The sequence below is a fragment of the Thermosynechococcus sp. genome, assembly GCF_025999095.1.
GTDB lineage: Bacteria > Cyanobacteriota > Cyanobacteriia > Thermosynechococcales > Thermosynechococcaceae > Thermosynechococcus.
Genome location: NZ_AP024678.1, coordinates 1774684 through 1798810, shown reverse-complemented (window position 1 = coordinate 1798810; position 24127 = coordinate 1774684). Strand labels below are relative to the sequence as shown.

Annotated in this window: 22 protein-coding genes and 1 tRNA gene; 11 read left to right on the top strand and 12 right to left on the bottom strand. The window is 54.5% G+C overall.

Translation table 11 applies throughout. The features are described 5' to 3' along the window. Nucleotides 1-20 precede the first annotated feature (20 nt). Nucleotides 21-1052 carry a D-alanine--D-alanine ligase family protein gene (locus Q0W94_RS08800; protein WP_297757947.1) on the bottom strand — a complete coding sequence of 344 codons (1032 nt, stop codon included), beginning with the start codon at nt 1050-1052 and terminating at the stop codon, nt 21-23. 72 nt (nt 1053-1124) lie between these two features. On the opposite strand from Q0W94_RS08800, the gene Q0W94_RS08795 reads away from it, so the two are divergent. From Q0W94_RS08795 to atpC, 3 genes are all read left to right on the top strand, one after another. After that, complete coding sequence (locus tag Q0W94_RS08795) at nt 1125-1319, top strand: DUF2862 domain-containing protein (protein ID WP_297757944.1); 195 nt, start codon at nt 1125-1127, stop codon at nt 1317-1319. Between the two features lie 238 nt (nt 1320-1557). Next, nucleotides 1558-3006, top strand: a complete 1449-nt coding sequence (gene atpD / locus Q0W94_RS08790; RefSeq protein WP_297757941.1) for a F0F1 ATP synthase subunit beta — start codon at nt 1558-1560, stop codon at nt 3004-3006. A gap of 67 nt (nt 3007-3073) precedes the next feature. Then, complete coding sequence (gene atpC / locus Q0W94_RS08785; RefSeq protein WP_297757939.1) at nt 3074-3490, top strand: ATP synthase F1 subunit epsilon; 417 nt, start codon at nt 3074-3076, stop codon at nt 3488-3490. 63 nt (nt 3491-3553) lie between these two features. Here the strand turns inward: atpC and prfB are convergent. Continuing rightward, nucleotides 3554-4667 (bottom strand): peptide chain release factor 2 gene (gene prfB, locus Q0W94_RS08780; RefSeq protein ID WP_297757937.1). Its coding sequence is split into 2 segments (ribosomal slippage): nt 3554-4591 and nt 4593-4667, totalling 1113 coding nucleotides; the frame shifts between segments, so codons are not numbered across the junction. 189 nt (nt 4668-4856) lie between these two features. Here prfB and ftsH4 point away from each other — a divergent pair. Continuing rightward, nucleotides 4857-6716, top strand: coding sequence for an ATP-dependent zinc metalloprotease FtsH4 (ftsH4, locus tag Q0W94_RS08775; protein ID WP_297757934.1), 1860 nt, complete (start codon nt 4857-4859; stop codon nt 6714-6716). Nucleotides 6717-6947: 231 nt separating this feature from the next. On the opposite strand, the gene Q0W94_RS08770 is transcribed toward ftsH4, so the two are convergent. From Q0W94_RS08770 to Q0W94_RS08760, 3 genes are read right to left on the bottom strand one after another with little or no spacing between them, the layout of a single operon-like run. Then, entirely contained in the window at nt 6948-8414 is a 1467-nt protein-coding gene (locus tag Q0W94_RS08770; RefSeq protein WP_297757932.1) for a TldD/PmbA family protein, read from the bottom strand. Nucleotides 8415-8465: 51 nt separating this feature from the next. Next, nucleotides 8466-8771 (bottom strand): 50S ribosomal protein L25, encoded by a 306-nt coding sequence (gene rplY, locus Q0W94_RS08765; protein WP_297757929.1) that lies wholly within the window; start codon nt 8769-8771, stop codon nt 8466-8468. Between the two features lie 14 nt (nt 8772-8785). Continuing rightward, nucleotides 8786-10129, bottom strand: a complete 1344-nt coding sequence (locus Q0W94_RS08760; protein ID WP_011056381.1) for an adenylosuccinate synthase — start codon at nt 10127-10129, stop codon at nt 8786-8788. A gap of 142 nt (nt 10130-10271) precedes the next feature. On the opposite strand from Q0W94_RS08760, the gene Q0W94_RS08755 reads away from it, so the two are divergent. Then, nucleotides 10272-10343: transfer RNA gene (locus Q0W94_RS08755), tRNA-Thr, on the top strand. A gap of 41 nt (nt 10344-10384) precedes the next feature. Continuing rightward, the gene (gene ruvA / locus Q0W94_RS08750; protein WP_315863120.1) at nt 10385-11017 is read left to right on the top strand and encodes a Holliday junction branch migration protein RuvA; all 633 of its coding nucleotides are present in this window, start codon (nt 10385-10387) and stop codon (nt 11015-11017) included. A gap of 134 nt (nt 11018-11151) precedes the next feature. Here the strand turns inward: ruvA and Q0W94_RS08745 are convergent, their stop codons facing one another. Next, nucleotides 11152-11964, bottom strand: coding sequence for a hypothetical protein (locus Q0W94_RS08745; RefSeq protein WP_297757923.1), 813 nt, complete (start codon nt 11962-11964; stop codon nt 11152-11154). A 291-nt stretch (nt 11965-12255) separates the two neighbouring features. Here Q0W94_RS08745 and Q0W94_RS08740 point away from each other — a divergent pair, with 291 nt between their 5' ends. The 4 genes from Q0W94_RS08740 (at nt 12256) to Q0W94_RS08725 (ending at nt 15946) form a co-directional block, all read left to right on the top strand. Next, complete coding sequence (locus Q0W94_RS08740) at nt 12256-12546, top strand: YggT family protein (RefSeq protein WP_297757921.1); 291 nt, start codon at nt 12256-12258, stop codon at nt 12544-12546. A 31-nt stretch (nt 12547-12577) separates the two neighbouring features. Next, nucleotides 12578-14491, top strand: coding sequence for a tRNA uridine-5-carboxymethylaminomethyl(34) synthesis enzyme MnmG (mnmG, locus tag Q0W94_RS08735; protein ID WP_297757918.1), 1914 nt, complete (start codon nt 12578-12580; stop codon nt 14489-14491). Between the two features lie 6 nt (nt 14492-14497). Continuing rightward, nucleotides 14498-15322, top strand: coding sequence for an urease accessory protein UreD (locus Q0W94_RS08730; protein WP_297757915.1), 825 nt, complete (start codon nt 14498-14500; stop codon nt 15320-15322). A 456-nt stretch (nt 15323-15778) separates the two neighbouring features. Beyond that, nucleotides 15779-15946, top strand: a complete 168-nt coding sequence (locus tag Q0W94_RS08725) for a hypothetical protein (RefSeq protein ID WP_297757912.1) — start codon at nt 15779-15781, stop codon at nt 15944-15946. Nucleotides 15947-16084: 138 nt separating this feature from the next. Here Q0W94_RS08725 and Q0W94_RS08720 read toward each other — a convergent pair whose 3' ends face one another. The 6 genes from Q0W94_RS08720 to Q0W94_RS08695 all read right to left on the bottom strand — a co-directional run bounded on the left by Q0W94_RS08720 (nt 16085) and on the right by Q0W94_RS08695 (nt 23124). Beyond that, complete coding sequence (locus Q0W94_RS08720) at nt 16085-18334, bottom strand: cation:proton antiporter (protein WP_297757909.1); 2250 nt, start codon at nt 18332-18334, stop codon at nt 16085-16087. An 11-nt stretch (nt 18335-18345) separates the two neighbouring features. Then, complete coding sequence (gene opcA / locus Q0W94_RS08715; protein WP_297757908.1) at nt 18346-19692, bottom strand: glucose-6-phosphate dehydrogenase assembly protein OpcA; 1347 nt, start codon at nt 19690-19692, stop codon at nt 18346-18348. Nucleotides 19693-19759: 67 nt separating this feature from the next. Further along, nucleotides 19760-21289, bottom strand: coding sequence for a glucose-6-phosphate dehydrogenase (gene zwf / locus Q0W94_RS08710; protein ID WP_297757905.1), 1530 nt, complete (start codon nt 21287-21289; stop codon nt 19760-19762). Nucleotides 21290-21292: 3 nt separating this feature from the next. Then, entirely contained in the window at nt 21293-22339 is a 1047-nt protein-coding gene (gene fbp / locus Q0W94_RS08705) for a class 1 fructose-bisphosphatase (protein ID WP_297757902.1), read from the bottom strand. A 77-nt stretch (nt 22340-22416) separates the two neighbouring features. After that, entirely contained in the window at nt 22417-22539 is a 123-nt protein-coding gene (locus Q0W94_RS08700; protein WP_297757899.1) for a hypothetical protein, read from the bottom strand. 21 nt (nt 22540-22560) lie between these two features. Next, nucleotides 22561-23124, bottom strand: a complete 564-nt coding sequence (locus tag Q0W94_RS08695) for a hypothetical protein (RefSeq protein WP_297757896.1) — start codon at nt 23122-23124, stop codon at nt 22561-22563. A gap of 365 nt (nt 23125-23489) precedes the next feature. Here Q0W94_RS08695 and Q0W94_RS08690 point away from each other — a divergent pair, with 365 nt between their 5' ends. Further along, complete coding sequence (locus Q0W94_RS08690; protein ID WP_297757893.1) at nt 23490-24098, top strand: hypothetical protein; 609 nt, start codon at nt 23490-23492, stop codon at nt 24096-24098. Nucleotides 24099-24127 lie beyond the last annotated feature (29 nt).

The following is a 24127-nucleotide window of genomic DNA, read 5'->3' as shown; positions in this document are numbered from 1 at the left end:
TTACGGGGTCAGGCCAAGAGCTACCCGTGTCGCTCCAGGGCCAATTGCACCAAACGATGGACTAATTCTGGGAAGGGAACGCCACTGGCCGCCCACAGTTGCGGGTACATACTCAAGGCGGTAAACCCTGGCAGCGTATTGACTTCATTAATCAATATTTCCCCAGTGCTTGGTACATAGAAAAAATCAAAGCGAGCCAGGCCAGCAGCATCGAGGGCTTGAAAGGCTTGCAGCGACATCGTACGGATTTGCTCACTCACCACTGGGGGAATCTCCGCAGGGATATGGAGCTGAGCGCGGCCATCGGTGTATTTGGTTTCGTAGTCGTAGAACTCACTGCTGTAGGTAATCTCCCCCACGACCGAGGCTTGGGGCTTATCATTGCCGAGCACGGCACACTCTAGTTCGCGGGCAACCACACCCGCTTCCACAATGAGGCGGCGATCCAGTTCGGCAGCGGCCTCAAGGGCAGTTGTCAGTTGTTGGCGATTTTTGGCTTTGGAAATGCCCACCGAGGAGCCAAGGTTAGCGGGCTTCACAAAGCAGGGATAGCCCAGTTCGGTTTCAATGCGATCGCACAAATGGTTGTAACGACAGGGATCTGACCACAGGTCACTGCGCTGAAGTGCTACATAACGTACTTGGGGTAAGCCCATTGCCCCAAAGACGGTTTTCATCAGAATTTTGTCCATGCCAATGGCCGAGGCGGCCACCCCCGAACCCACATAGGGGCGCTGCATCAATTCCAAGAGTCCCTGAATCGTTCCATCTTCCCCATTGGGGCCATGGACAATGGGAAACCAGACATTAATGGTCTCGACCACCGCTGGAAACTGCCATAGGGAGCTCTCTGGTGCCGTGCCTTCAGGGATGCCAATCCGCTCTGTGGGCCGCCAGCGACCATCTTTTTGGATGTAGATGGGAATCACCTCATAGCGATCGTGATTGTCCCCCGCCGTAAGGGCTTGGGCGATCGCCGCCGCCGAGACCACCGAAACTTCATGCTCCCGTGAGCGACCTCCAAACAATAGCCCAACCCGCAGACGACCCATAGGACAAACCCGTGTGAATGTGACGGTTTCTTGGTACGATTTTCAAGGATTATACAAAGTTTGGGAGTTGCTATGGACGTGGGGCAAAAAGTGCGCGTCTGTCGAATTCGCGATCGCGTCGCCCAAGACATTATTCAAAAACTCGGCCAAGTGGGTCAAATTACTGGTTTTAAGATGACGGACGGCAGTGGCGTTGGCGTCATTGTCACCTTTGATGATCGCTTTAGCACTTGGTTTTTTGAGGATGAAGTTGAAGTCGTTGGCTAAGTCCTGCCCTGCTGCCTTTTTCACAGCAACTGAGTTAGGTCAATAGGACCTCAGGTTTGCTCTGCCACAGGATCCCACTGAATCCGATAGAAAAAGGTTGCATTAGTGGTACGTTGTATTGTGGTGCGCTTGCACCAAAAGCTGCTTTCCACTTTCAGTCTTGATCGCTGTGCCCCCGGGGGAGCGATCGCCCTCTGAAAAACGCAAATGAATTTACCTAGACAGTAGGCAAACGTCCATGGTCATATCAGCAGAACGAACCAATGTAGGCTTTATCACTCAGGTCATTGGACCGGTCGTTGACATTGAATTTCCCAGCGGCAAAATGCCCGCCATTTACAACGCCCTGCGGATTCAAGGCAAAAACGAGGCCGGCTTAGAGGTCGCTGTAACCTGCGAAGTGCAACAACTCCTTGGCGATAACCGCGTCCGTGCTGTTGCTATGAGCAGCACCGATGGCTTAGTACGGGGGATGGAAGTTGTAGATACCGGTGCCCCCATCAGCGTGCCCGTGGGGACAGCCACCCTGGGTCGCATCTTCAACGTGCTGGGTGAACCCGTGGACGAAAAAGGTGCCGTCAATGCCACCGAAACCCTGCCCATTCACCGGCCTGCCCCCAGCTTTACGCAACTGGAAACTAAGCCCTCGGTCTTTGAAACGGGCATCAAGGTGATTGACCTGCTCACGCCCTATCGCCGGGGCGGCAAAATTGGCCTCTTTGGCGGTGCTGGCGTCGGCAAAACCGTGATCATGATGGAGCTCATCAACAACATTGCCACCCAACATGGTGGGGTCTCAGTGTTTGCTGGGGTGGGCGAACGTACCCGCGAAGGCAATGACCTCTACAACGAAATGATTGAGTCGGGGGTTATTGACAAAGATGATCCCAGTAAATCCAAAATCGCCCTGGTCTATGGTCAAATGAACGAACCTCCCGGCGCCCGGATGCGGGTTGGACTGTCGGGGCTGACGATGGCTGAATACTTCCGCGATGTCAACAAGCAGGATGTGCTGCTGTTTATTGATAACATCTTCCGTTTTGTCCAAGCCGGTTCTGAGGTGTCGGCGCTTCTCGGGCGCATGCCCTCGGCAGTGGGATACCAGCCCACCCTTGGTACGGATGTGGGTGCTCTGCAGGAGCGGATTACCTCAACCACCGAAGGTTCGATTACCTCGATTCAAGCAGTCTATGTGCCGGCAGATGACTTGACTGACCCTGCTCCCGCAACCACCTTTGCTCACTTGGATGGGACAACGGTGCTCTCCCGTGGTCTAGCCGCAAAAGGGATTTACCCCGCCGTGGATCCCCTTGGCTCCACCTCCAATATGTTGCAGCCGGACATTGTGGGGGAAGAGCACTATCAAACGGCACGGGCAGTCCAAGCCACCCTCCAGCGCTACAAAGAGCTTCAGGACATTATCGCTATTTTGGGTCTTGATGAACTCTCTGAGGAAGACCGCCTGACAGTGGCGCGGGCACGCAAAATTGAGCGTTTCTTGTCGCAGCCTTTCTTTGTGGCAGAAGTGTTTACTGGCGCCCCCGGCAAATACGTCACCCTCGAAGAAACCATCAAAGGCTTCCAGATGATCCTCAGCGGTGAGCTGGATGATCTGCCCGAGCAAGCCTTCTACATGGTGGGTAATATCGAAGAAGCCAAAGCTAAGGCTGAAAAACTAAAAGCCTAGGTTTCACAGGTGTCAATACAGGGTGGGGCAACCCGCCCTTTGATCATTGAGTGGCAAGGGAAGCATTATGGTGATGACCGTCCGGGTAATTGCACCCGATAAAACCGTTTGGGATGCCCCCGCTGAGGAGGTGATTTTGCCCAGCACAACAGGGCAATTGGGCATTCTCGCAAATCATGCCCCCCTTTTAACTGCCTTGGAAACGGGCGTGATGCGGGTGCGCCAAGACCGCGAGTGGGTGGCGATCGCCCTTATGGGGGGCTTTGCCGAAGTTGAAAACAACGAAGTGACGATTCTCGTCAACGGTGCTGAGCGCGGGGATACCATTGACCTCGAAAAAGCCAAGGCCGAGTTTGCCGCAGCCCAGGCCGCCCTCGCCCAGGCCGAACAGGGGGAATCCAAACAGGCTAAAATTCAAGCCACCCAAGCCTTTCGGCGTGCCCGTGCTCGTCTGCAGGCCGCAGGGGGGGTGGTTGAGATTTAGGTTTTTCTAATTTTTTCTCATTTGAGGAAGTTCAGGACCTCCCCAACGGGGAGGTTTTTTTATTTAGCTGGCCTCCGCCGTTTGCTGCCGCAGGTAGGCTTGGATAAAGGGATCAAGATCCCCATCCATCACCTCTTGAATGGCTGTCGTTTCCACCTCTGTGCGCAGGTCCTTGACCAGTTGATAGGGATGGAAGACATAGTTGCGAATTTGGTTGCCCCAAGCCGCCTCAACGGCATCGCCACGAATATCGGCAATTTCCTTGGCCTTCTGCTCTTGGGCAATCACCAATAGCTTTGCCTTGAGAATGGCAAGGGCTTTTTCCTTGTTTTGCAGTTGCGATCGCTCCTGGGTGCAGCGGACGGCTAAGCCCGTTGGTTTATGGACAATGCGCACTGCTGTTTCCACCTTGTTCACGTTTTGCCCCCCCTTGCCGCCACTGCGGGAAGTGGTAATTTCTAAATCGCTTTCGGGAATCTCAACCGTAACGGATTGATCCAGTTCGGGCATCACATCCACGCCAGCGAAGCTCGTTTGCCGTTTGCCATTGGCATTGAAGGGAGAAATGCGCACCAGCCGATGGGTCCCCTTTTCAGAACGCAGATAGCCATAGGCGTAGCGACCGCGAATTTCCAAGGTTGCCGACTTAATGCCCGCCTCGTCCCCTTCTGAAAGTTCTGCCAGATGGGTTTGGTAACCGTGGCGCTCCGCCCAGCGGGTGTACATCCGCAGCAACATTTCTGCCCAATCCTGGGCATCGGTACCGCCCGCCCCAGCATTGATCGTGAGAATGGCGTTGTTTTTGTCGTAGGGACCACTGAGGAGTTGTTCCAGTTCCCAACGACTTAACTGGGTGTCTAACTCCCTAAGTAGCGTGGTTGCCTCTGTCACCAACCCTTCATCCGGTTCTAACTCCAGCAGTTCCAGGGCTGTTTCCACGTGTTCAATTGTTTTTTGCCACTGTTGGAGCTGGCTGAGGGTATCCTTGGCTTCAGTGAGTTGTTGCAGCGTGGCTTGGGCTGTGGCCTGATCATTCCAGAGATCTGGCTGAGCGGCGGTGTGCTCAAGGTCATGAATCTTGGCTTTCAGTGCCGCTGGGTCAAAGATAGTCCTGGGTCTGACCCAGGCGATCGCGCAACAGGGAAAAATCGCGTTTAAGGGTACTTAAATCAGTCATTTTAGGATGCCAAGAATAGGAATTCTATTGATATTTTACCAAAGCAGATCCACTGCAAACGCCGCTGCTATTGGCTATTTCTAGGGCGCTCGCGGACTCCCAGGCAATAAATGTTAAAAGTTTCGCCCTTGCCCTAGGTCCCCTGCAAGTGTCACCATAATCCCTAGGTGAACTCTGGGGAAGCGACCCATGGCCATCAAGAACTCGCCCGAAGTCCCGCGCAATCGTTGGATTGGCAATGTCTTACTCTTCCTCGGTTTGGGGTTTTTGCTCCTGAACCTCTTCTTTCCCCAACTCTTTGCACCGCGCCCGCCCCAGGTTCCCTACAGTATGTTTATCCATCAGGTGCAAGAGGGGGAAGTGGCCCGCGTCTATCTCGGCCAAAATGAGATTCTCTATCAACTGAAGCCCCAAGGGAATAAACCGCCCCAAGTGTTGGCAACCACTCCAATCTTTGATCTTGAGTTACCCAAGCGCCTCGAGGAAAAGGGAGTGGAATTTGCGGCCGCCCCGCCCCCCCGCAATAGTTGGTTGTTGAATGTCTTGGGCTGGGTCATTCCGCCGATTGTTTTTGTGCTCATTTTCCAGTTCTTTGCCAGTCGTCAAGCGGGCGGTGGCCCCCAGGGGGTCCTCTCCATCAGTAAAAGTCGGGCCAAGGTCTATGTGGAGGGGGCAAACACTGGCATTCGCTTTGAGGATGTGGCCGGCGTTGAGGAAGCCAAAGCAGAACTGGTGGAAATTGTGGATTTCTTAAAAAATCCCCAACGCTATATCCAAATTGGGGCCCGCATTCCCAAGGGGGTGCTGCTGGTGGGGCCGCCGGGAACTGGCAAAACCCTGCTGGCCAAGGCTGTTGCTGGCGAAGCTAATGTGCCCTTCTTCTCCATTTCCGGTTCGGAGTTTGTCGAGCTATTTGTGGGCGTCGGCTCTGCCCGCGTTCGGGATCTCTTTGAGCAGGCGAAAAAGCAGGCCCCCTGTATTGTCTTTATTGATGAGTTGGACGCCATTGGCAAATCCCGTTCCAGTGCCGGCTTCTATGGCGGGAATGATGAACGGGAGCAAACCCTGAACCAACTGCTCACGGAAATGGATGGCTTTGATGCCACAGGGGCAACGGTGATTGTCCTTGCTGCAACCAACCGCCCAGAAACCCTGGATCCGGCATTGCTGCGCCCCGGCCGCTTTGACCGGCAAGTCTTGGTGGACCGCCCGGATTTGAGCGGTCGGGAAGCCATTTTGAAAATTCATGCCAAAAAGGTGAAACTGGCCCCTGAGGTGGATCTGCACGCGATCGCTGCCCGCACACCGGGGTTTGCCGGTGCCGATTTGGCCAACTTAGTCAACGAAGCTGCGCTACTGGCGGCCCGTAATCAGCGGGAAAGGGTGACGCAGCAGGACTTTGCCGAAGCCATTGAACGCATTGTGGCGGGTCTGGAGAAAAAAAGCCGTGTCCTCAACGACAAAGAGAAGAAAATTGTTGCCTACCACGAAGTCGGTCATGCCCTTGTGGGGTGTGCGCTGCCAGGCAGTGGACGGGTAGAAAAAATCTCGATTGTGCCCCGTGGCATGGCAGCTCTTGGTTACACATTGCAGTTGCCGACGGAGGATCGCTTCCTCCTTGATGAGCAGGAACTGCGCGCCCAAATTGCCACATTGTTGGGGGGGCGATCGGCAGAGGAGATTGTCTTTGGCACAATCACTACTGGAGCCGCCAATGATCTGCAGCGAGCAACCGATTTGGCCGAGCGGATGGTGCGCAGTTATGGCATGAGCAAAGTTCTTGGCCCCCTTGCTTTTGAGCAGCAACAGTCCAGTTTCTTGACAAATAATGGCATGATGTTGCGGGCAGTGAGTGAGGAAACGGCTGAAGCAATCGATCGCGAAGTTAAGGAAATTGTCGAAACCGCCCACCAACAGGCCCTCAGTATTCTTAAAGAAAACCGTGACCTCCTAGAGACAATTGCCCAAAAACTCTTGGAAAAAGAAGTCATTGAGGGTGAAGAACTTCACGACCTGCTGACTCAAGTGAAACCCCCTGCCGCTGCCTAACTAAGGAAGCTGCAAAAACGCAAAAAAAAGACCAGCAAATTACTGGTCATTCAGTCCAATGTTTTTGTCTCAGAGGAGAAGTTAAGGCGTACAGAAAAGGTGAGGGTGATCAAAAAGCCGCACTGCCTTAGCTTCTCTTCTCTCTCTATGATAATGTAGCCAGAGTCACAAAAGTTCACATATAAAATCTTTAGGTATTTCTACTTAAACTCATAACCGCAGGTAATCAGTTTAGCGGCCACCTACGGTAATGGCATCCACTTTGATGTGGGGTTGACCCACGGTGACGTAGATACTACCGCTAATCGAGCCACAGAAACCAGGGGCAAGGGCAAGATCGTTGGCGGACATGGAAATCCGCTGCATGATTTCTTTGGCTTCGCCAATTAAGGTTGCTCCTTTGAGGGGGTGTTTGATTTGGCCATTTTCAATCCAGTAGGCCTCCTCAACGGCAAAGTTAAATTGACCCGTGGCCCCAACACTGCCGCCCCCCATGCGTTTACAGTAAATGCCGCGATCAATGGAGGCAATCAGATCCGCAACAGTGTACTTGCCAGGGGCAATGTAGGTGTTGCGCATCCGCGAAGCGGCAGCATAGGTATAGCTTTGACGTCGGCCACTACCTGTGCGCGGGTGTCCTGTGCGCATTGAACCCGCGCGATCGCTCAGGAAATTCTTGAGGATGCCATTTTCAATCAGTAATGTGCGCTGTGTTGGCATTCCTTCATCGTCCATATCAATGCTGCCAAAGGCACCGCTGGTCACTCCCTCATCCCAAGCGGTCAAGTTTTCATGGGCAATTTTTTCGCCTTTTTTATCGGCAAAGGGGGTCGTCCCCCGTTCAATTTGGGTGGTTTCCAAAAGATGACCACAGGCTTCATGGAAGATCACGCCCCCAAATTGGTTGGCCATGATCACTGGGTAAGTGCCCGATTCCACGTAGTCGGCATAGAGCATTTTGCCCGCCGCTTCGGCAACGGTATCGGCCAAGGTGGTGTAGTCCCACTGGCGCAAAAAGTCTGGATTACTGGTATCGCCATTGCGCTCGCCAATGGAAGCGCGGTGCTCGCCATCAGCACAGAGGACAGAGCCCACTGCCGACTGGGTAAGGCGAATGTCCCGACCAAAGGTACCATCACTGGCGGCTACCATCACCTCTTGCCAATCGCGAAAATAACTGAGGCGACGGGATTGCAGATGTTGGGTTTTCTGGCGCAGGCGATCGCTCGCCGCTAGGAGAATATCGGCCACTTCAGCAATGGAACTACAGGTGGTCAGCCAGCCTTCCTTATGGCCTTGGGCATAGTCCCGCAGCAGTTCAAGGTGAATTTCAGGGACATAGGCTTGGGGACTGGGTAAGAGGAACCCCATTAAGCCCAGGGCTTTTTCGAGGGCCGTGCGCAGCCCGTTGAAGCTGAGGTCATTGGTGCTCACGTAGCAGTCACGAGTACCGCGAAAAACACGAATACCCGCCCCTAAGCTCAAGCGAGGGGAAACACTCGTCAGGCGATCCTCTTCGACAAGCGCACTGAGGTAATGACTGCGCTCGAGGAAAATCTCAACAAAATCAGCGCCAGCCGCCCGTCCAAGGCCAAGGAGGGTGGCAAGGGGAGCCTCCCAAGAGCCATCAAAGCGATCACCTTCGGGGGAATAGCTAAGGTGGGCAAGATCCGCAGAACGAAGTAGCGTGGCTGGCATTGTTAACAATCACTTAACATATCCCCACTATAGCAAATTCCCCCTCGCAGCCTAGTTTTCAGCTTTGGCTAAAAAGGAGAGGTGGTAGAGGGTATCCTTGGCGGGGTGGGCTTGCACCTCTTGGAGCACCACCGTTCCCTGCCACGGCAAATCCGGGATCGAAAGCTGAATCGGAGTCTTCTGGGGACGGGCATCCCGCACCAATAATTCGGCGGCATGGGTATCCACCACCAGGGAAATCGCAGACGCGATGGTAGGGCCGTAGAGGACGGCAGGGATTTTGCCATTACGCCGCAGGGCATTGGGCTTGGCATCGGCAGGGCGTAGTTGCCCCTCAATCACTAAGGAACGAGACATCGCTGCAACTCCAATTAAGATAAAATCGGGTGGACTTGGGTGCCATCATCCTTGAGGAGTGCCCGTTTGGGGCCATGGATCGGATCCTCAACAATGATGGTTTGGCTGCGCTCTGCCCCCAGCGAAACAATGGCAATGGGAACAGACATAATTTCAGCCAAAAACTTCAGATAGTTCAATGCTGCCTTGGGCAGATCATCAAGGGAGCGACAATGACGGGTAGATTGCTGCCACCCCGGCAGGGTTTCATAGATGGGGCGGCAGCGGGCAAATTTGAGGGCATTGCTGGGGAAGTGTTCGCATCGCTCACCGTCAATATCGTAGGCTACACAAACTTTGATCTCTGGCAATTCATCCAAGACATCGAGCTTGGTAATTGCTAAGCAATCTAGACCATTAATGCGCACAGCATAGCGGCCAATGACAGCATCAAACCAGCCACAGCGGCGCCGCCGTCCGGTTGTGGTACCAAATTCGGCGCCGCGATCCCCCAAGAGTTCTCCCACCTCATCCAACAGTTCCGTTGGAAAAGGCCCTTCGCCGACCCGCGTGGTATAGGCCTTGGCAACGCCAATGACACGGTCAATCATTGTTGGACCAATCCCCGCACCCACACAGGCACCCCCGGCCACAGGGTTTGAGGAGGTGACGTAGGGATACGTGCCGTGATCAAGGTCTAGGAGGGTACCTTGGGCCCCTTCAAAGAGAATGTTGCGCCGCCGGCGGATGGCATCATCGAGGACTAGGGAACCGTCGACAATGTGCGATCGCAGGCGCTCACCGTAGGCAGAGTACTCTTCAATGATCGGCTGCGGTTCGAGGGGAGCCAGTCCGTAGAGCTTTTCGAGGATCAAATTCTTTTGGGCGATCGCCCACTCCAGCTTGGCAGCCAATTGATCCCGATCCAGCAGGTCTAGCATGCGGATCCCTGTCCGCTCCGATTTATCGGCATAGGTCGGGCCAATGCCGCGTCCCGTGGTACCAATGCGCCGCGAGCCACGCCGTTCCTCAGCCGCAATATCCAACTGGCGATGGTAGGGCATCGTCACATGGGCTGTTTCGGCAATCAGCAAATTCTCAGTGCTGACCCCCAACTGTTCCAGTTGTTCGAGTTCTTCAAGGAGCACCTTGGGATCCACCACCGTTCCCGCCCCAATGATGCACTGGGTATCGGGGTAGAGAATCCCTGAGGGAATTAGGTGCAATTTCAGGGTCTGGTCTTTGACAACAATGGTGTGACCCGCATTGACACCCCCCTGATAGCGGACTACCACATCGGCAGACTTGCTCAGGAGATCGGTGATTTTACCCTTGCCTTCATCGCCCCACTGGGCACCAACAACGACGACGTTTGCCAAGTGATTTTCTTAACTCGTTAATTAACACAATCGTCTATTGTAACCCCTGCAGCAGATGCGCACAAGCGCGCGATCGCAAAAATTTTCCCAGTGCCCTGCCCGTCCTAGGGGCGATCGTGCTACCATAAATGATGCTTTGCATGCCGATGTAGCTCAGCGGTAGAGCACTCGATTCGTAATCGAGCGGTCATGAGTTCGAATCTCATCATCGGCTTGGTTGAGCTCTTTACAGCTGTCTGCCCGCGGGAACATCCTGTGTTTGCCTACCTCAGAGGAACCGTTGTTGCCCATCAAGTGGAGGGTGGTCATCGCTCTGCCTTAATCCTAGAGGTGAATGGGGTCGGCTATCGCCTCCTGGTGACGTCGCATCTTTTGCGGCAATACCCGCCGAGTGCTGAGGTGGTGCAGATTTTTACCCACCTCAGTGTCCGTGAGGATCAGCTGCTCCTCTATGGCTTTGCTTCGGCAGCGGAGCGAGATCTGTTTCTCCGTTTACTCCGTGTCAATGGCGTAGGGCCGCAAGTGGCGCTATCCCTGCTGGATACCCTGCCGCTGCCAGAGCTAGTGCAGGCGATTGTGAGTGGCAATACTCGTCGCCTGAGCCGCGCCCCGGGGGTGGGTCACAAAACCGCTGAGCGAATTGCTTTGGAACTCAAAGCTGTCCTGAGTGCTTGGCGACAGGAAACGGGATTAGCAACGACTGCCTCTGGTCTACCCGCAGAGGCGATTCGTGAAGAACTGGAGTTAACGCTCTTGGCCTTGGGCTATAGCGATCGCGAGATTGAGGCCGCCCTTACTGCCATCGGGCAAAGGAGCACCCTCGCTAAAAATAGCGATCCAGAGGCATGGCTACGGGAAGCAATCACATGGCTAAGTGCCAATACATAGCCATCGCTGAGCCAATGAATCATCCTTTATTACTTTTATTACTTTATTATTGTTGCCTTTTGGTTGAGGAGGAGATTTTCTATGTAAAAAAGGGGCAAGGAGCCCCCTCTGAGTTGACTGAAAGAGATTAATTTCTAGGAAAATATTGGCAAGTGAGAATAGAGGGCTGCCCACAGGGGACTCCAAGGCCCCAGGTTGAGTACTAAAGCCGCGATCGCCACGGTGCCGCTGAGCCATGTCAGCCATTGGGAGTAGATATTTGCCCCTTGCTTGCGTGTTTGCAGGTGTTCAACGGTTTGCTGAAGCTGCTCGACTTCTTGGTGGAGACCTGCAATTTCATGGTGTAACCCCTCAATTTCACGATCGCGATCGCTCACCGTGGCTTGGCAAGCCACCAGTTCTGCTTCTTTTTCGCGACAGGTGGCCTCCATTGTGGCTAAAGAAGCAGTTAATCTCGACGTTTGACTGGCATATTCCTCTTCAAGGCTGCTACTGCGCTGGTAGGCGGTTTCTAGCTCTTGGCGATAGCGATCGCAATTGTCCCGCAGGGCTTCATTTTCCGCTTGGCTACTGTTGAGGGCACTCGTCAATTCTGCCACCTGCTGGCGATAATCACTGACTTGAGTTTGCAGTTGCTGGTGCTGGTCCTCTAGCTCTTGACAGCGGTTTTGCAGCCGTTCCACCTCTGAGCGCAATTGCTCAATTTCTTGGCGCTGGCGATCGCGCTCCTGTTCACTGCGGGTGACTAATTCCTTTAGCCCTTCGATACGCTGGGCTTGTTCGCCAACAATTCTGTGCAGGCGATCGCACTCTTCTTTCAAACGTTGGACAGAGCCCTTGTACTGCCGCTGTACCCAAGCCCGCAAAAACGATAGGCCGGAGATGGTAAAGCCAATCAGGGCATAGGTGCCCACCAGTGTATGACCCGTGGCCGACATCTGTAACATATTGAACCCCTGAACTCCAGTTGAATGTCAACGAAAACGCCGCAATCCAGAATACAGCCCTTTTCCCAAGGATGGAACCCGCCCAAAACAGCCAAAGCCGCTGTCAGAGAGGTCTTTCTCTTTTTATCCTTTGGCGATCGCTCCCCCATGCAGGCGCAGGGCGAGAACGTTTGGGAATAAATGCAGAAATTTCTACTTCCTAGTCTAGCGAGGGAGAATGACTGCTGGGGTTAGCTTCTTGATAGCATTGGTACAATAAGGAATGTACTGGAATTTGCAAGGGGAAGACCAATGACTGAGGCAGCTGTATTGCCTATTCTGTTGATGGGGATTGCGAACTTTTTGCAGATCTACTTAATTATTCTGCTGATTCGCGTACTTCTGTCGTGGTTTCCTAATATTAACTGGTACAATCCGCCCTTCTCAATTCTTAGTCAGTTAACGGATCCCTATCTGAATATCTTTCGCGGTCTAATTCCTCCCATCGGTGGTCTTGACTTTTCGCCAATCATTGCCTTCTTCCTCTTGCAGTTTATCGTTCAAGTGTTGGCGGGGTTCTCCGGTAGCGCCACATTCTTTTAAACCACTTTCGGCTTATTAAGGTACACTTGCCATGTCAACGCTGCCTGCGTTTCAGGATGAATTCGACGTCATTGTTGTCGGTGCAGGGCACGCTGGTTGTGAAGCGGCCTTGGCAACGGCACGCTTGGGCTGTCGTACCCTGTTGCTGACCCTCAACCTCGACAAAATTGCGTGGCAGCCCTGTAATCCTGCGGTGGGCGGCCCGGCCAAATCACAACTGGTGCACGAAGTGGATGCCCTAGGGGGCGAAATTGGGCGTGTGACCGATCGCACCTATTTGCAAAAGCGGCTCTTGAATGCCTCACGGGGGCCCGCGGTCTGGGCATTGCGGGCGCAAACGGATAAGCGCGAATACAGCGCTGTCATGAAACAGGTGGTGGAAAATCAGCCCAATTTGCTCCTGCGCGAGGGCATGGTCACGGATTTAGTCCTCGATGCCCATGACACAGTGATTGGGGTTCAAACCTACTTTGGCGTCGCCTTTCGCTGTCAAGCGGTGATCCTGACAACGGGAACCTTCCTCGGTGGCCGTATCTGGGTAGGGAATAAATCCATGCCCGCCGGTCGCGCTGGCGAATTTGCCGCAGAGGGACTCTCCCAGACCCTAGCCCGCCTTGGCTTTGAAGTAGATCGTCTGAAAACCGGAACGCCTGCACGGGTAGATCGGCGATCGGTGGACTACCGCAAGATGGAAGTCCAACCCCCAGATGAGCAGGTGCGCTGGTTTAGCTTTGATCCCACAGCATGGGTGGAAAGGCCCCAAATGAACTGCTACTTGACCCGCACCACCCCTGAAACCCACCGGCTCATCCGTGAGAATCTCCACCTCACTCCTGTGTATGGTGGCTGGGTTGATGCCAAAGGCCCCCGCTACTGCCCCAGCATTGAGGATAAAATTGTCCGCTTTGCCGATAAGGAAAGCCATCAAATTTTCATTGAACCCGAAGGCCGCAATACGCCTGAACTCTATATCCAAGGCTTTTCTACAGGACTGCCGGAACCGCTGCAACTGCAACTGTTGCGCACGCTGCCGGGGCTAGAAAACTGCATCATGCTGCGTCCGGCCTATGCGGTGGAATACGACTACTTGCCGGCAACCCAGTGCTTTCCCACCCTAATGACCAAAAAAATTCAGGGGTTGTTTTGCGCCGGGCAAATCAATGGCACCACCGGCTATGAGGAAGCGGCAGCCCAAGGAATTGTGGCCGGGATTAACGCGGCTCGCTTTGTCCAGGGGAAACCGATGCTCACCTTGCCGCGCCAAGGGAGTTACATTGGTACCTTGATTGATGATCTGTGTACGAAGGAGCTGCGGGAACCCTACCGCATGCTCACCAGCCGCTCGGAGTATCGCTTGGTCTTGCGATCGGACAATGCCGATCAGCGGCTCACCCCCTTGGGGTATGAGATTGGCTTGGTCAGCGAAGCCCAGTGGCAGGTGTTTCAAGCCAAGCAACGCCGTCTTGCGGCGGAGACGCAGCGCCTTCAGACAACCCGCATCAAAGCCCATGAACCCATGGGCGAAGCGATTGTGGCTGCAACGGGTCAAGGGATTAAGAGTGCCATTGCCCTTGATGAGTTGCTGCGGCGATCGGGGATACATTACGAGCTGTTGGATCGCCACGGCCTTGGCAATCCAGACTTGACGCCCCAGGAGAAAGAGGCGGTTGAAATTGCCATTAAGTACGCCGGCTACATTGAGCGGCAACAACGGGAAATTGAGCAGATTGCCCGCCAAGAACAGCGTCCTCTCCCTGCCGATTTGGATTACTTTGCTATCCCCACCCTTTCAATGGAGGCACGGGAAAAACTCAGCGCGATTCGCCCCCTCACCATTGGTCAGGCCAGCCGTATTGGTGGGGTGAATCCAGCGGACATCAATGCCCTTTTGGTCTATCTCCAGATGCAACAGCAGCGGCAATCCCTAGCGGCGGTGGGGAGCTAAGGTAAAGTGGCCGGCTGGTTAGGCGAATTGGAGCTGGCCTATGCTTGGCGGCAGGGGCAAACGATTCCAGTGTGGGCTTATGCCTCAGCACCCCTGAAGCTGCAGCGCTCCTTTTACCCTGAGGGAAAACCGATTTGCCACAGTCTGATCCTGCATACGGCGGGGGGCTATGTGGGGGGCGATCGCCTGCACCAAAAGATTACCCTTGAAGCCCAGTGCCGTGTCCTGTTGACAACGCCTGCCGCCGCCAAGGTCTATGGTCGTGCCCAAATCCCGGTGGAGCAAACGCTCAACTGCCATGTTGCCGATGATGCTGTTTTAGAATGGCTCCCCCAAGAAACAATTATCTTTGCGGGTGCTCAATTTCACCAACGCCGGCGCATTGATCTTGCCCCTCAAGCACAGGTGGGCCTTTGGGAGATGACCCGCTTTGGCCGCACGGCTCGCGGTGAAGTCTTTAATCATGGGTATTGGCGTTCCCATACGGAGGTGTGGCAGGGGGGTGTGCCCCTGTGGATCGATCGCCAGCGAATTGCGGGTACGAAAACGATGCTGACCGCAAGGAATGCCCTGCAGGGGTGTCCCCTCATGGGCACATTGGCTTGGGTCGGCAGGGAAGTGAGCAGCGAACAGATACAACGGCTGCGGGATCTAGCCATGGGGATTCAGGGGGAGATGGGTGTCAGTGCCCTCATTCGCGGGGTGGTTTGTCGCTATCGCGGTCACTCAATGGCGGAATTACGGCGGTGGTTTGTGGCGGCTTGGCAGTTGCTACGGCAGGGGCAAGCTTCTCATCCTTCTGTTTGCTATCCTCGGGTGTGGCCACGATGACCCGCAAGCTTCCTCTTAGGGATTACGAGGGGCAACAAATTAGAAAAATCGGTAGAAAAATCGGTGCTTGGCGGCGGCAAGAAACGCCCCTCTGCAACAGGTCCTGCAACTAGTCAATGCCACAGTTGAGCGCCATCTTGGTCGGATGTTGTCCCCTGGACACCAGCGACTCTGCGCAAGCTGGGGGAGCTTGTACTCGCCAATAGGGATTACGCTTGGCAACACCTGAAACAGCGATTGGGCAGCGGTCAGATTCCAGTCGATCCCTGGCAGGATCTTCAGGATCAACCCCTAGAGGTGGGCGATCGCCGGCAAGCTCGGTGCAGCCTTGACCAAGGCCGCCGGGGCAGTCCTGATCACTGCTTCCTTTGACTTTCTTGGTGAAGTGGTAGAGGTGGGCTTGTGCTATGGCTTTGCCAGTGGGACGCCAGTTAACAGCACATCCTATGGGGCACGTTGCGGCTCAGTTTTGCCGCCGCTGCCAAGCAACGTCAGCCTCTATTGTTGAGTTTGCTGCATCCTGCTGAGGAAAACGAACGGGGGGCGATCGCCGGCCTCTTGGCGGATAGTGCCCTTCAGGTCTGTAGCGACACCACGGTGGCGGCGGTGTGGAGTCGTGCATGAGTGACCTTGAGCAAGAATGGAGTGGCGAGTTGATTCCCATGCTTGGCATTGTTTTGGGGGTTCTCGAAAGCGGAGAACTTGCCCGCCGAGTGGCAAGACGGCGCGATATGTGAATCAGTTGCGCTGGCTACTGCGTGCTCACGGTGGCAGCGGCGTCGATCGCGCTTGCAATTGATCGCCAATGCACCGTAGGGCATCCATAGGGCCAGTGAGGAGGAGGCGATCGCCCGCCATTAAAGGACAATCGCTGCTAGGTTCAGAAAGAAGTGTCCCTTCTCGCCGCAGGGCACGAATCGTCACAGTCTCAGGCAAATGCAGCTCCGCAATGGTGCGATGTTTTTCGCCAATCTCTTTGGGCAACATGATCCAAAGAAACAAGGTTTCCCCTTGGGGCACACTGACACGGCCATTAATCAGGGCTTCACAAGCCGCAAACTCCCCTGGCTGACCCACAATCAAGAGGCGATCGCCCCCTTGGAGGCGGGTTTGACCGCTGGGATAATCCACTTCAGTACCATCGGCCCGCACAATTGCCAAGAGCGTCACCCCCGTCAGCTGTCGCAATTCGATTTCTGCTAAGCTCATGCCGCGAATGGGGGAATCCTCGGGAACACTCAGCCAGCGACTATTCATATCCTGAGCCGCTTGCCGCAGGAGACGGGCCGTCCCCTCCGGTGGCGTATCACCGCGCAAATTGGCGTAATGGCTGTCGCGCACCTGTTGTACCTGCTGCTGAATATGGCGCTCACCCATGCCTAGGCTAAAGAACAGATGGGCAGCCAACTCTAAGCTGGCTTCAAACTCCGGTTGCACCACCTCCCGTGCCCCCAGTTGATAAAGCAATTCAATGTCGCGATCGCTATTGGCGCGAACAATCACATCCAGTTCTGGGGCAAACTCGAGGGCGCGCTTGAGACAGAGGCGGGTACTCATACTATCAGGGAGGGCGATCGCCATGCCAAGAGCTTGATCGACCCCTGCTTTGGCCAGAATTGTTCTACTGGCGGCGTTGCCGTAAATATAGGGCAGTTGAGCAGCGCGTACTTCGTTGATGACCGTTTCACTTTGCTCAATCACCAACACGGGATAATTTTGTTTTTGGAGGAGTTTGACCACACTCTTGCCGACACGACCATAGCCACAGACAATGACATGGTTTCGCTGGGGCAATCCCGTTAAATCCAGGTCCAGGATTTCATCTTCCTTAAAAAGGCGGCGCAGTAGGGGCAGTTCCAATAGCACTGGCACTAGCTTTAACAAAAAGGGCGTCACCAGCAAAGTGACTGCTGTGGTGCCCAGGGTAAGCAGGTAAACCTGTTGGGAAACCAACCCCAGACCCCGCCCTGCCGTCAGCAGCACAAAGGAAAATTCGCCAATCTGGGCAAGGCCGATCCCCACCAGCAACGAGGTTTTCCATGAGTAGCCAAAGAGCTTAACAATGGGGGTGGTGATCAAGAACTTGCCGAGAATCACTAGGCTCACCAATTCAATAATGCGATCTAAGTGCTCCCATAGAAACACTGGGTCAATGAGCATGCCAATTGAGGCAAAAAAGAGCGTTGTAAAGATATCGCGGATCGATTCCACGTAATCGAGGGTTTGATCGGCATACTCCACCTCGGAGATCATCAGACCCGCAATAAAGGCACCAATCTCAATTGAAAGCCCTAAATACTGGGTCAGCAGCGCAATGCCCAAGCAGAGGGCAACGACGCCTAAAAGGAAAAGCTCACGACTTTCGGTTTTGGCCAGTAGCCGTAGGAGGGGGGGCAGCAACCACATACCAGCAGCGATCGCCCCCACGGCAATTAAGGCAATGGTCAATACTGCTTGCCCGAGGGCGAGTCCCAACTCCTCTGGGGGTTTGTGCAGAGCTGGTAAGACGGCAATCATCAAGCCCACCGCCAAATCCTGCACTACCAAGATGCCCAGCATTATTTGCCCTTGGATCGACTCCAACTCATTGCGATCCATGAGGCTGCGCAGCACCACTGCCGTAGAAGAGAGGGAGAGAACAGCACCGAGGAAAATCCCTTGATTGGGGGAACTCACCCAACCAACCCCAAGGGCAATCACCATTGTGACTGCAATTGTGAGGAGAATTTGCAGAGCACTCCCCCCCAAGCTAACCCCTTGGACTTTTCGAATCTCACCGAGGGAAAAACTAACACCAAGGGCAAAGAGCAAAAAGGCCACCCCCAGTTGGGCCAAACCTTCCACCTGCGGCACTTCCTTGAGGAGTCCCAGGCCCGTTGGCCCCACCAACATACCGGCCAAAAGGTAGCCCAGCAGGATGGGTTGTCGCAGCAAAGCTGCCAACAGCCCACCCACTGCCGCTGCCCCCAGCACCACACTGAGGTCAATGACAAGGCGAAAGTCTTCCATCATAGGATCTAATGCTAGGGCATTAGAGCCAGGAGCTGGCAGACAACGGCAAAGCTCTCACTGTAGAGAAAGTCCTGTCCCCAGCGCTGTAGCTCTTGACTGAGGAGCACCTCAGCGGTTTGATCGCTCAGGGGGCTAACGTGGTAAGTACGACACAACTGGGCACTGCCACCGGCTTCCATGCGCATACAGCCACGGGTTTCTGAGCAAATGATTGTACAGCAATCCGCTTGGAGATTGGAGGAGGTGAGTTTGAGGTCAATTAAATCCCCCAGCACGACGCCAGCATCCCCCGTGGGAATACCTGCCAATTCTGCTTTGATCAACCGTTGATCGGAGGCCACCAGTTCCACGTGATATACATCATAGTCACCGCGCTCATGGCGGATCTGTCGCGGCTGCCACTGGAGACGAGAGGCCAGCCAGCCGAGGTACATTAGAGCTTGGGCAGGATTACCTTTTTCGTAGTCAATGACCACCTGGTCAATTTCCTTAATGGCCAAGCGGCGTTCGGGGGGATCAAAGGCTTCGGCCGCCAGTTCCTGCCATGCCCCAAGGCGACGCCAGTTCAAATCCATTAGGGGCAGATTCTGTTCTAGAAGGGGGGCGATCGCCCGCAAGCCCCGCAGCGGCTCGAGAAATTCACTGGAGTCCACAATCACGCGGCTAAATTGGGGGGCAAGGGTTTGAAACAGATCAAAGTTATTGAACAAATCCCCCTTCCACCACAGAAAGCGGGGTAACTCGCGAATAATTAAAGACTGCAACAGGGTTTCCACCCGCTGGAAGGCGCTGTGGGTACCCTTGAGGGTAATGTATTCACAGCAGACGAGGGAACTGCGTATCTTTTTGTTAATGGGACAATAGGCGGCCACTTGAGCGGTAATTCCTGTATCTTCGCCAAGGGTGGGACACAGGGCAATCACCCGACAGGGATTTTGGCTGGCGATCGCGTCAGCAATGCCACTACCACGCATATCCAGCGGCGGGCGATCGCTGCGAGCCTTGCCCTGGGATTGCTGCTGGGCATACTCCTGTTGCAACGCTGCTCGTAATTGGGGCGTCACCCGACCGGTCAACGGCAAGTTGTGATTCTTTTCAGCAGCACGAATTGCCGACTGCATCCGCGGGCCAAGAATGCCATCCAGTGGCCCCGTATAGTAGCCCAGGGCGGCCAGCAGTTGCTGCGTATCATCCGCCTCATAGACAACTAGGGTAAAGGTGGTTGCTCGCACCGCCGCCGGCGCCGTGCCATCTCCGCCATGGCTGAGCCAAATTTGCCGCAAACTTTGCTCAATATCATCAAGGGAGACATCTACGGGATTTTGGAGCGCTACAAGGGGAGTTGATTCAGTTGCCATACCTAGGTACCTAATCTGTTAATCGAGTTTGGCCTTGAGTCCTATTTCTGCCCATGATGGGCAAACATCAAAGTCGCCGCCAGCGCCGGCCATCGCCGTTAATCATTGCCTCTGCCGCATCAGGACCCCATGTCCCCGCTTCATAGGTGGGAATCGTCTCCGGAGCCGTGGGGGCATCCCAAGCAGTCAGAACCGGCATCACCACCCGCCAAGCCGCTTCCACCTCATCCGCCCGTGTAAACAGGGTTTGATCCCCCAGCATACAGTCCAGCAAGAGTCGCGCATAGGCATCCGCCGTCGCCATCCCAAAGGAAGAGCCGTAGCTAAAGTCCATTTCCACCGTGCGTGTGCGTAGATCTGCACCAGGCATCTTTGCCTCAAAGCGCAAGGCAATCCCCTCATTAGGCTGGATGCGCATCGTCAGGATATTGGGATTGGTTTGGCGTGCCGCCGACTGGAAAATTAGTAAGGGCACATCGCGAAACTGAATCGAGATTTCTGTGACTTTTTTGGCCAGCCGCTTACCCGTGCGCAAATAAAAGGGCACCCCCTGCCACCGCCAGTTATCAATCACTAGTTTTAGAGCCACATAGGTGGGAGTGGTGGAGGTGGGACTGACCCCCGGTTCTTCGCGATAGCCCACAACAGGTTTGCCCTTGATCCAGCCGGCTCGGTATTGGCCGCGGACAGCACAGGCATCGAGATTATCCAGATCCACTAAACGGGTGGCTTGGAGGACTTTCACCTTTTCGCTGCGCAGACTATCAGCATCGAGGGCATTGGGGGGTTCCATAGCCGTCAGAGACAGCAACTGGAGAATGTGGTTTTGCACCATGTCCCGCAGGGCGCCCGAAGTTTCATAGTAGCCCGCGCGGTCTTCCACCCCGACGGTTTCGGCAACCGTAATCTGCACATGATCCACGTACTGGCGGTTCCAGAGGGGTTCAAAAATGGCATTGGCAAAGCGAAACACCATCAGGTTTTGCACCGTCTCTTTGCCGAGGTAGTGGTCAATGCGGTAAACTTGCTCCTCCTTGCACACCGACTGCACCACCTCATTGAGGGCTTGGGCAGAGGTGAGATCACGGCCAAAAGGCTTTTCAATCACAAGACGATGTTTTTGGGGATCACTCAATAGCCCCGCTGCCCCCAATTGCTGAATGGCTTCGACGAAAAAGTGCGGTGAGACTGCAAGGTAAAAGACGCGATTGCCACGAGTCTGGCGTTTTTCATCTAGCTCAGCTAGCAGTGTTTTCAGCTGGGCGTAGGCGGCGGGATCATCGATATTGCCAGAGCAATAAAACAGACCCTGGGCAAATTCCTGCCACAGGGGTTCCGCCTGAATGCCGCCACCAAACTCCTCGACCCCTTGACGGAGGTGCTCGCGAAAATGGTCATCACTCCAGTTGCGACGGGCCACGCCAACAATGGTAAGTTCGGGGGGCAGACGGCGTTCGAGTCTTAGTTGATAAATCGAGGGAATAAGCTTGCGCTGAGTAAGGTCGCCACTGGCACCAAAAATGACTAAAATTAGCGGCTCTGGGGTTCGCTCTTGGCGTAATCCCACCCGCAGGGGATTTTCAAATAGGGTTACCATGGGTTACACCTGTGTCACGGTTGGTTGGGCAGGGGTTTGCTGGATAAAGGATTCCACGAGGGCAACATTCTCCGGACTGCCAACAATCAGCGGTGTGCGCATGTGCAGATGATCGGGCACAACATCGAGGAGGGGCTGAGTGCCGGTACTGGCCTTACCGCCCGCCTGTTCCACCAGGAAGGCAATTGGAGCCGCCTCATAGAGGAGCCGCAACTTGCCAGCGGGGTTCTTTTGGGTACCCGGATAGAGAAAGACGCCCCCCTGCATAAGGATGCGGTGAATATCGGCAACAAGGGCACCACTGTAGCGGGCGCTATAGCCGGGCTGACGATGCACATGGCGGACGTAGTTGCGAATCGGTTCTTCCCATGCCCAGAAGTTGCCTTCGTTAACACTGTAAATGGCACCACTGGCAGGAATTTGTAGGTTCTCGATCGCCAGAATAAATTCTCCAAGGCTAGGGTCAAGGACAAACACATGGGTTCCTTTGCCCATGGAATAAACCAGCATGGTGCTTGGGCCATAGAGAATGTAACCGGCGGCAATTTGCTTGTGACCATCCTGCAGCAGATCGGCAGCTGTTCCATCTAGATCAGTGCCCTCCTGCTGGCGGATCGCAAAAATCGATCCCACATTCAGGTTAATGTCCACATTGGAGGAACCATCGAGGGGGTCATAAAGGAGCGTATAGCGGCCAATGGGGCAATTTTCAGGAATGTAATAGGGCTGCTCCATTTCCTCGGAGGCAAGGCGACATACCAAGCCACTCTGCTTGAAGGCAGCAATAAAGACCTCGTTGGCATAGACATCCATTTTTTTAACATCTTCGCCTTGGATATTTACCGCTCCCGTAAAACCCAAGACCCCCTCCATCAGCCCCGCTCGACTCAAACGGCGGGCAATCAGCTTACCCGCAAGGGCGATGCGATTCATCAGAGCGCTCAAATCTTGGGCATCGGCATCAAAGCGTTGGAGCTGTTGCAGAACGTGGCGAGATAGGGTCAAACAATCCCGATCGAGGGCCTGTTCATGGGCTGCGTAGTCGGTCATTGCCCCTCCCTAATGAGGATATCTCTAGCCCCGATCCTAAACCGTCTCTGTTCAGAAGTGGTGAGTCTTTAGATCAACTAAAGATTCCAAGGAACACGGCTGGTGCTGATCCGGTGTATACCGGCAGCGGCAAACTGGGCAAAGGCTGCATTGGCAGCTTCGCTAAAGTCCACAACCCCCGGCACCACCACAGGGGACATACAATCCTCAAGGAGGTAGACTCATTGAGCCAGTTGGACATCTCGCTGTTGAATTTCCCTGAGCAGGTCGGCCACTGTCCAAGTAACACAGTGACTTTTGGCCTGACCGGCAATGATCAGGCAATCGCCCGCCAGCAGATGCTCAATCAAGGCCCTATTCACCGCCCCTAGGGGACGTCCTTGGGGGTCATGGCTGACCTCTGGACGCAGCACCGAGTAATTTTCCGTCAGGGGATGGCTACCTTTGAGTTCGATGCGGGTTTGCTGCTGTCGCGCCACGGTGTGAAAGAAACAGGCTTCCTCCACAGCAGACACAAGGGCATGACCAATCCCCCCCAGCATCGAGTGGTAGGGCCAAATCATCAGCGGAAACCTCCCCTTGGCAGCTAACTGTGCCCCATAGTGTCGGGCATAGGTCCGAAGACTCGCCAGATTCCCTAGGGGCAATGAAGACAGCAGCTGGGGATTGGGTTGCCAATATCCCTCCTCAACCTTTTGGAGCGTGATGGTGGTTAAAGGTAGTGGATGCTCGCCGGCAGGGTTAACCCAAAAGAGGGGAGGGACAAATAGCGCTAACTCTGGCAAGCAAAAGGTGTGTTGTACGTCAATGAACCAGAGAATCTCCGCTGTAGATCGTCACTGGCGGGCGGAATCTGGTAGTGCCGTGCCCATTGGCGCGCCGGCGCTGCCCGTTCTTGGAGGGGACACGCCTCAGCGACTTTAGCATGATTCTTTGGCAGCATTAAAGAAGTCAGGAATAGACAGTTCTGTTGCCGTGGCCATGGCTTCCTCCTATGGGGGGTAGGCGAAGAAATTGTAGTCAAGAATAGAAATGTTAATTTTTAATAAACTAGCAATCATATCAGAAATTATACGGATGACCAACTATTGGTAACGTTTATAAAATTTGCATTAGTCAAAGTTTAATCTATCTTCCCTAGGAGGACCAAATGTTCGTGCGCACGCTCAATAGTGTTTTAGAACAACACATTGCCGGAGTGCCGGGCGTGTTAGCCGTGTTAATTGGCCGGACGACGGATGGGGCAACCATCGCCGAAATTAACTACAGCGGCAACAGTTTTGAAAGTGATTCTTTAAGTTCTTTGGGCGTCTACGCTAGCGATCTGCTGCAGGCCAACAGTCGGGTGTGCAAACTAGTGGATGCCGCCTCAGAGGCCGATTACCTGTTGGCAGGCTCGACAGCGGTACGGCTAGTGATCAAAGCTTTCAGTGAAACCCCCTACTTTGTTCTGTTTCTGACCAAGGCTAACACCAACCTGAAGCTCGTGTTTGAGCGCATTAAGGCTATCTTGGCCGACGGCAAACCTCTGCTGCCACCGGTACAGGACAACAGCAGCTCGGTTGCCCAACTGCTGCTCAGCTATGCCCGTCGCTATGCTCCGGATCCCAACTTTGTGACGCTGCGGCTGTCGTTGAAAACGGGTTTGCACCGAGAGCGACTGGAAAAAGGGCAGCTAAATGAGCAGGAAGTGCGCATTCTCTACAAGGCGGTCGCCGATCTCGTGGGTATGGAACGTCTCCCCGTGGCGTCTCCCTAATCCTGTTGTATTCTCCCTAATCAGCTAAT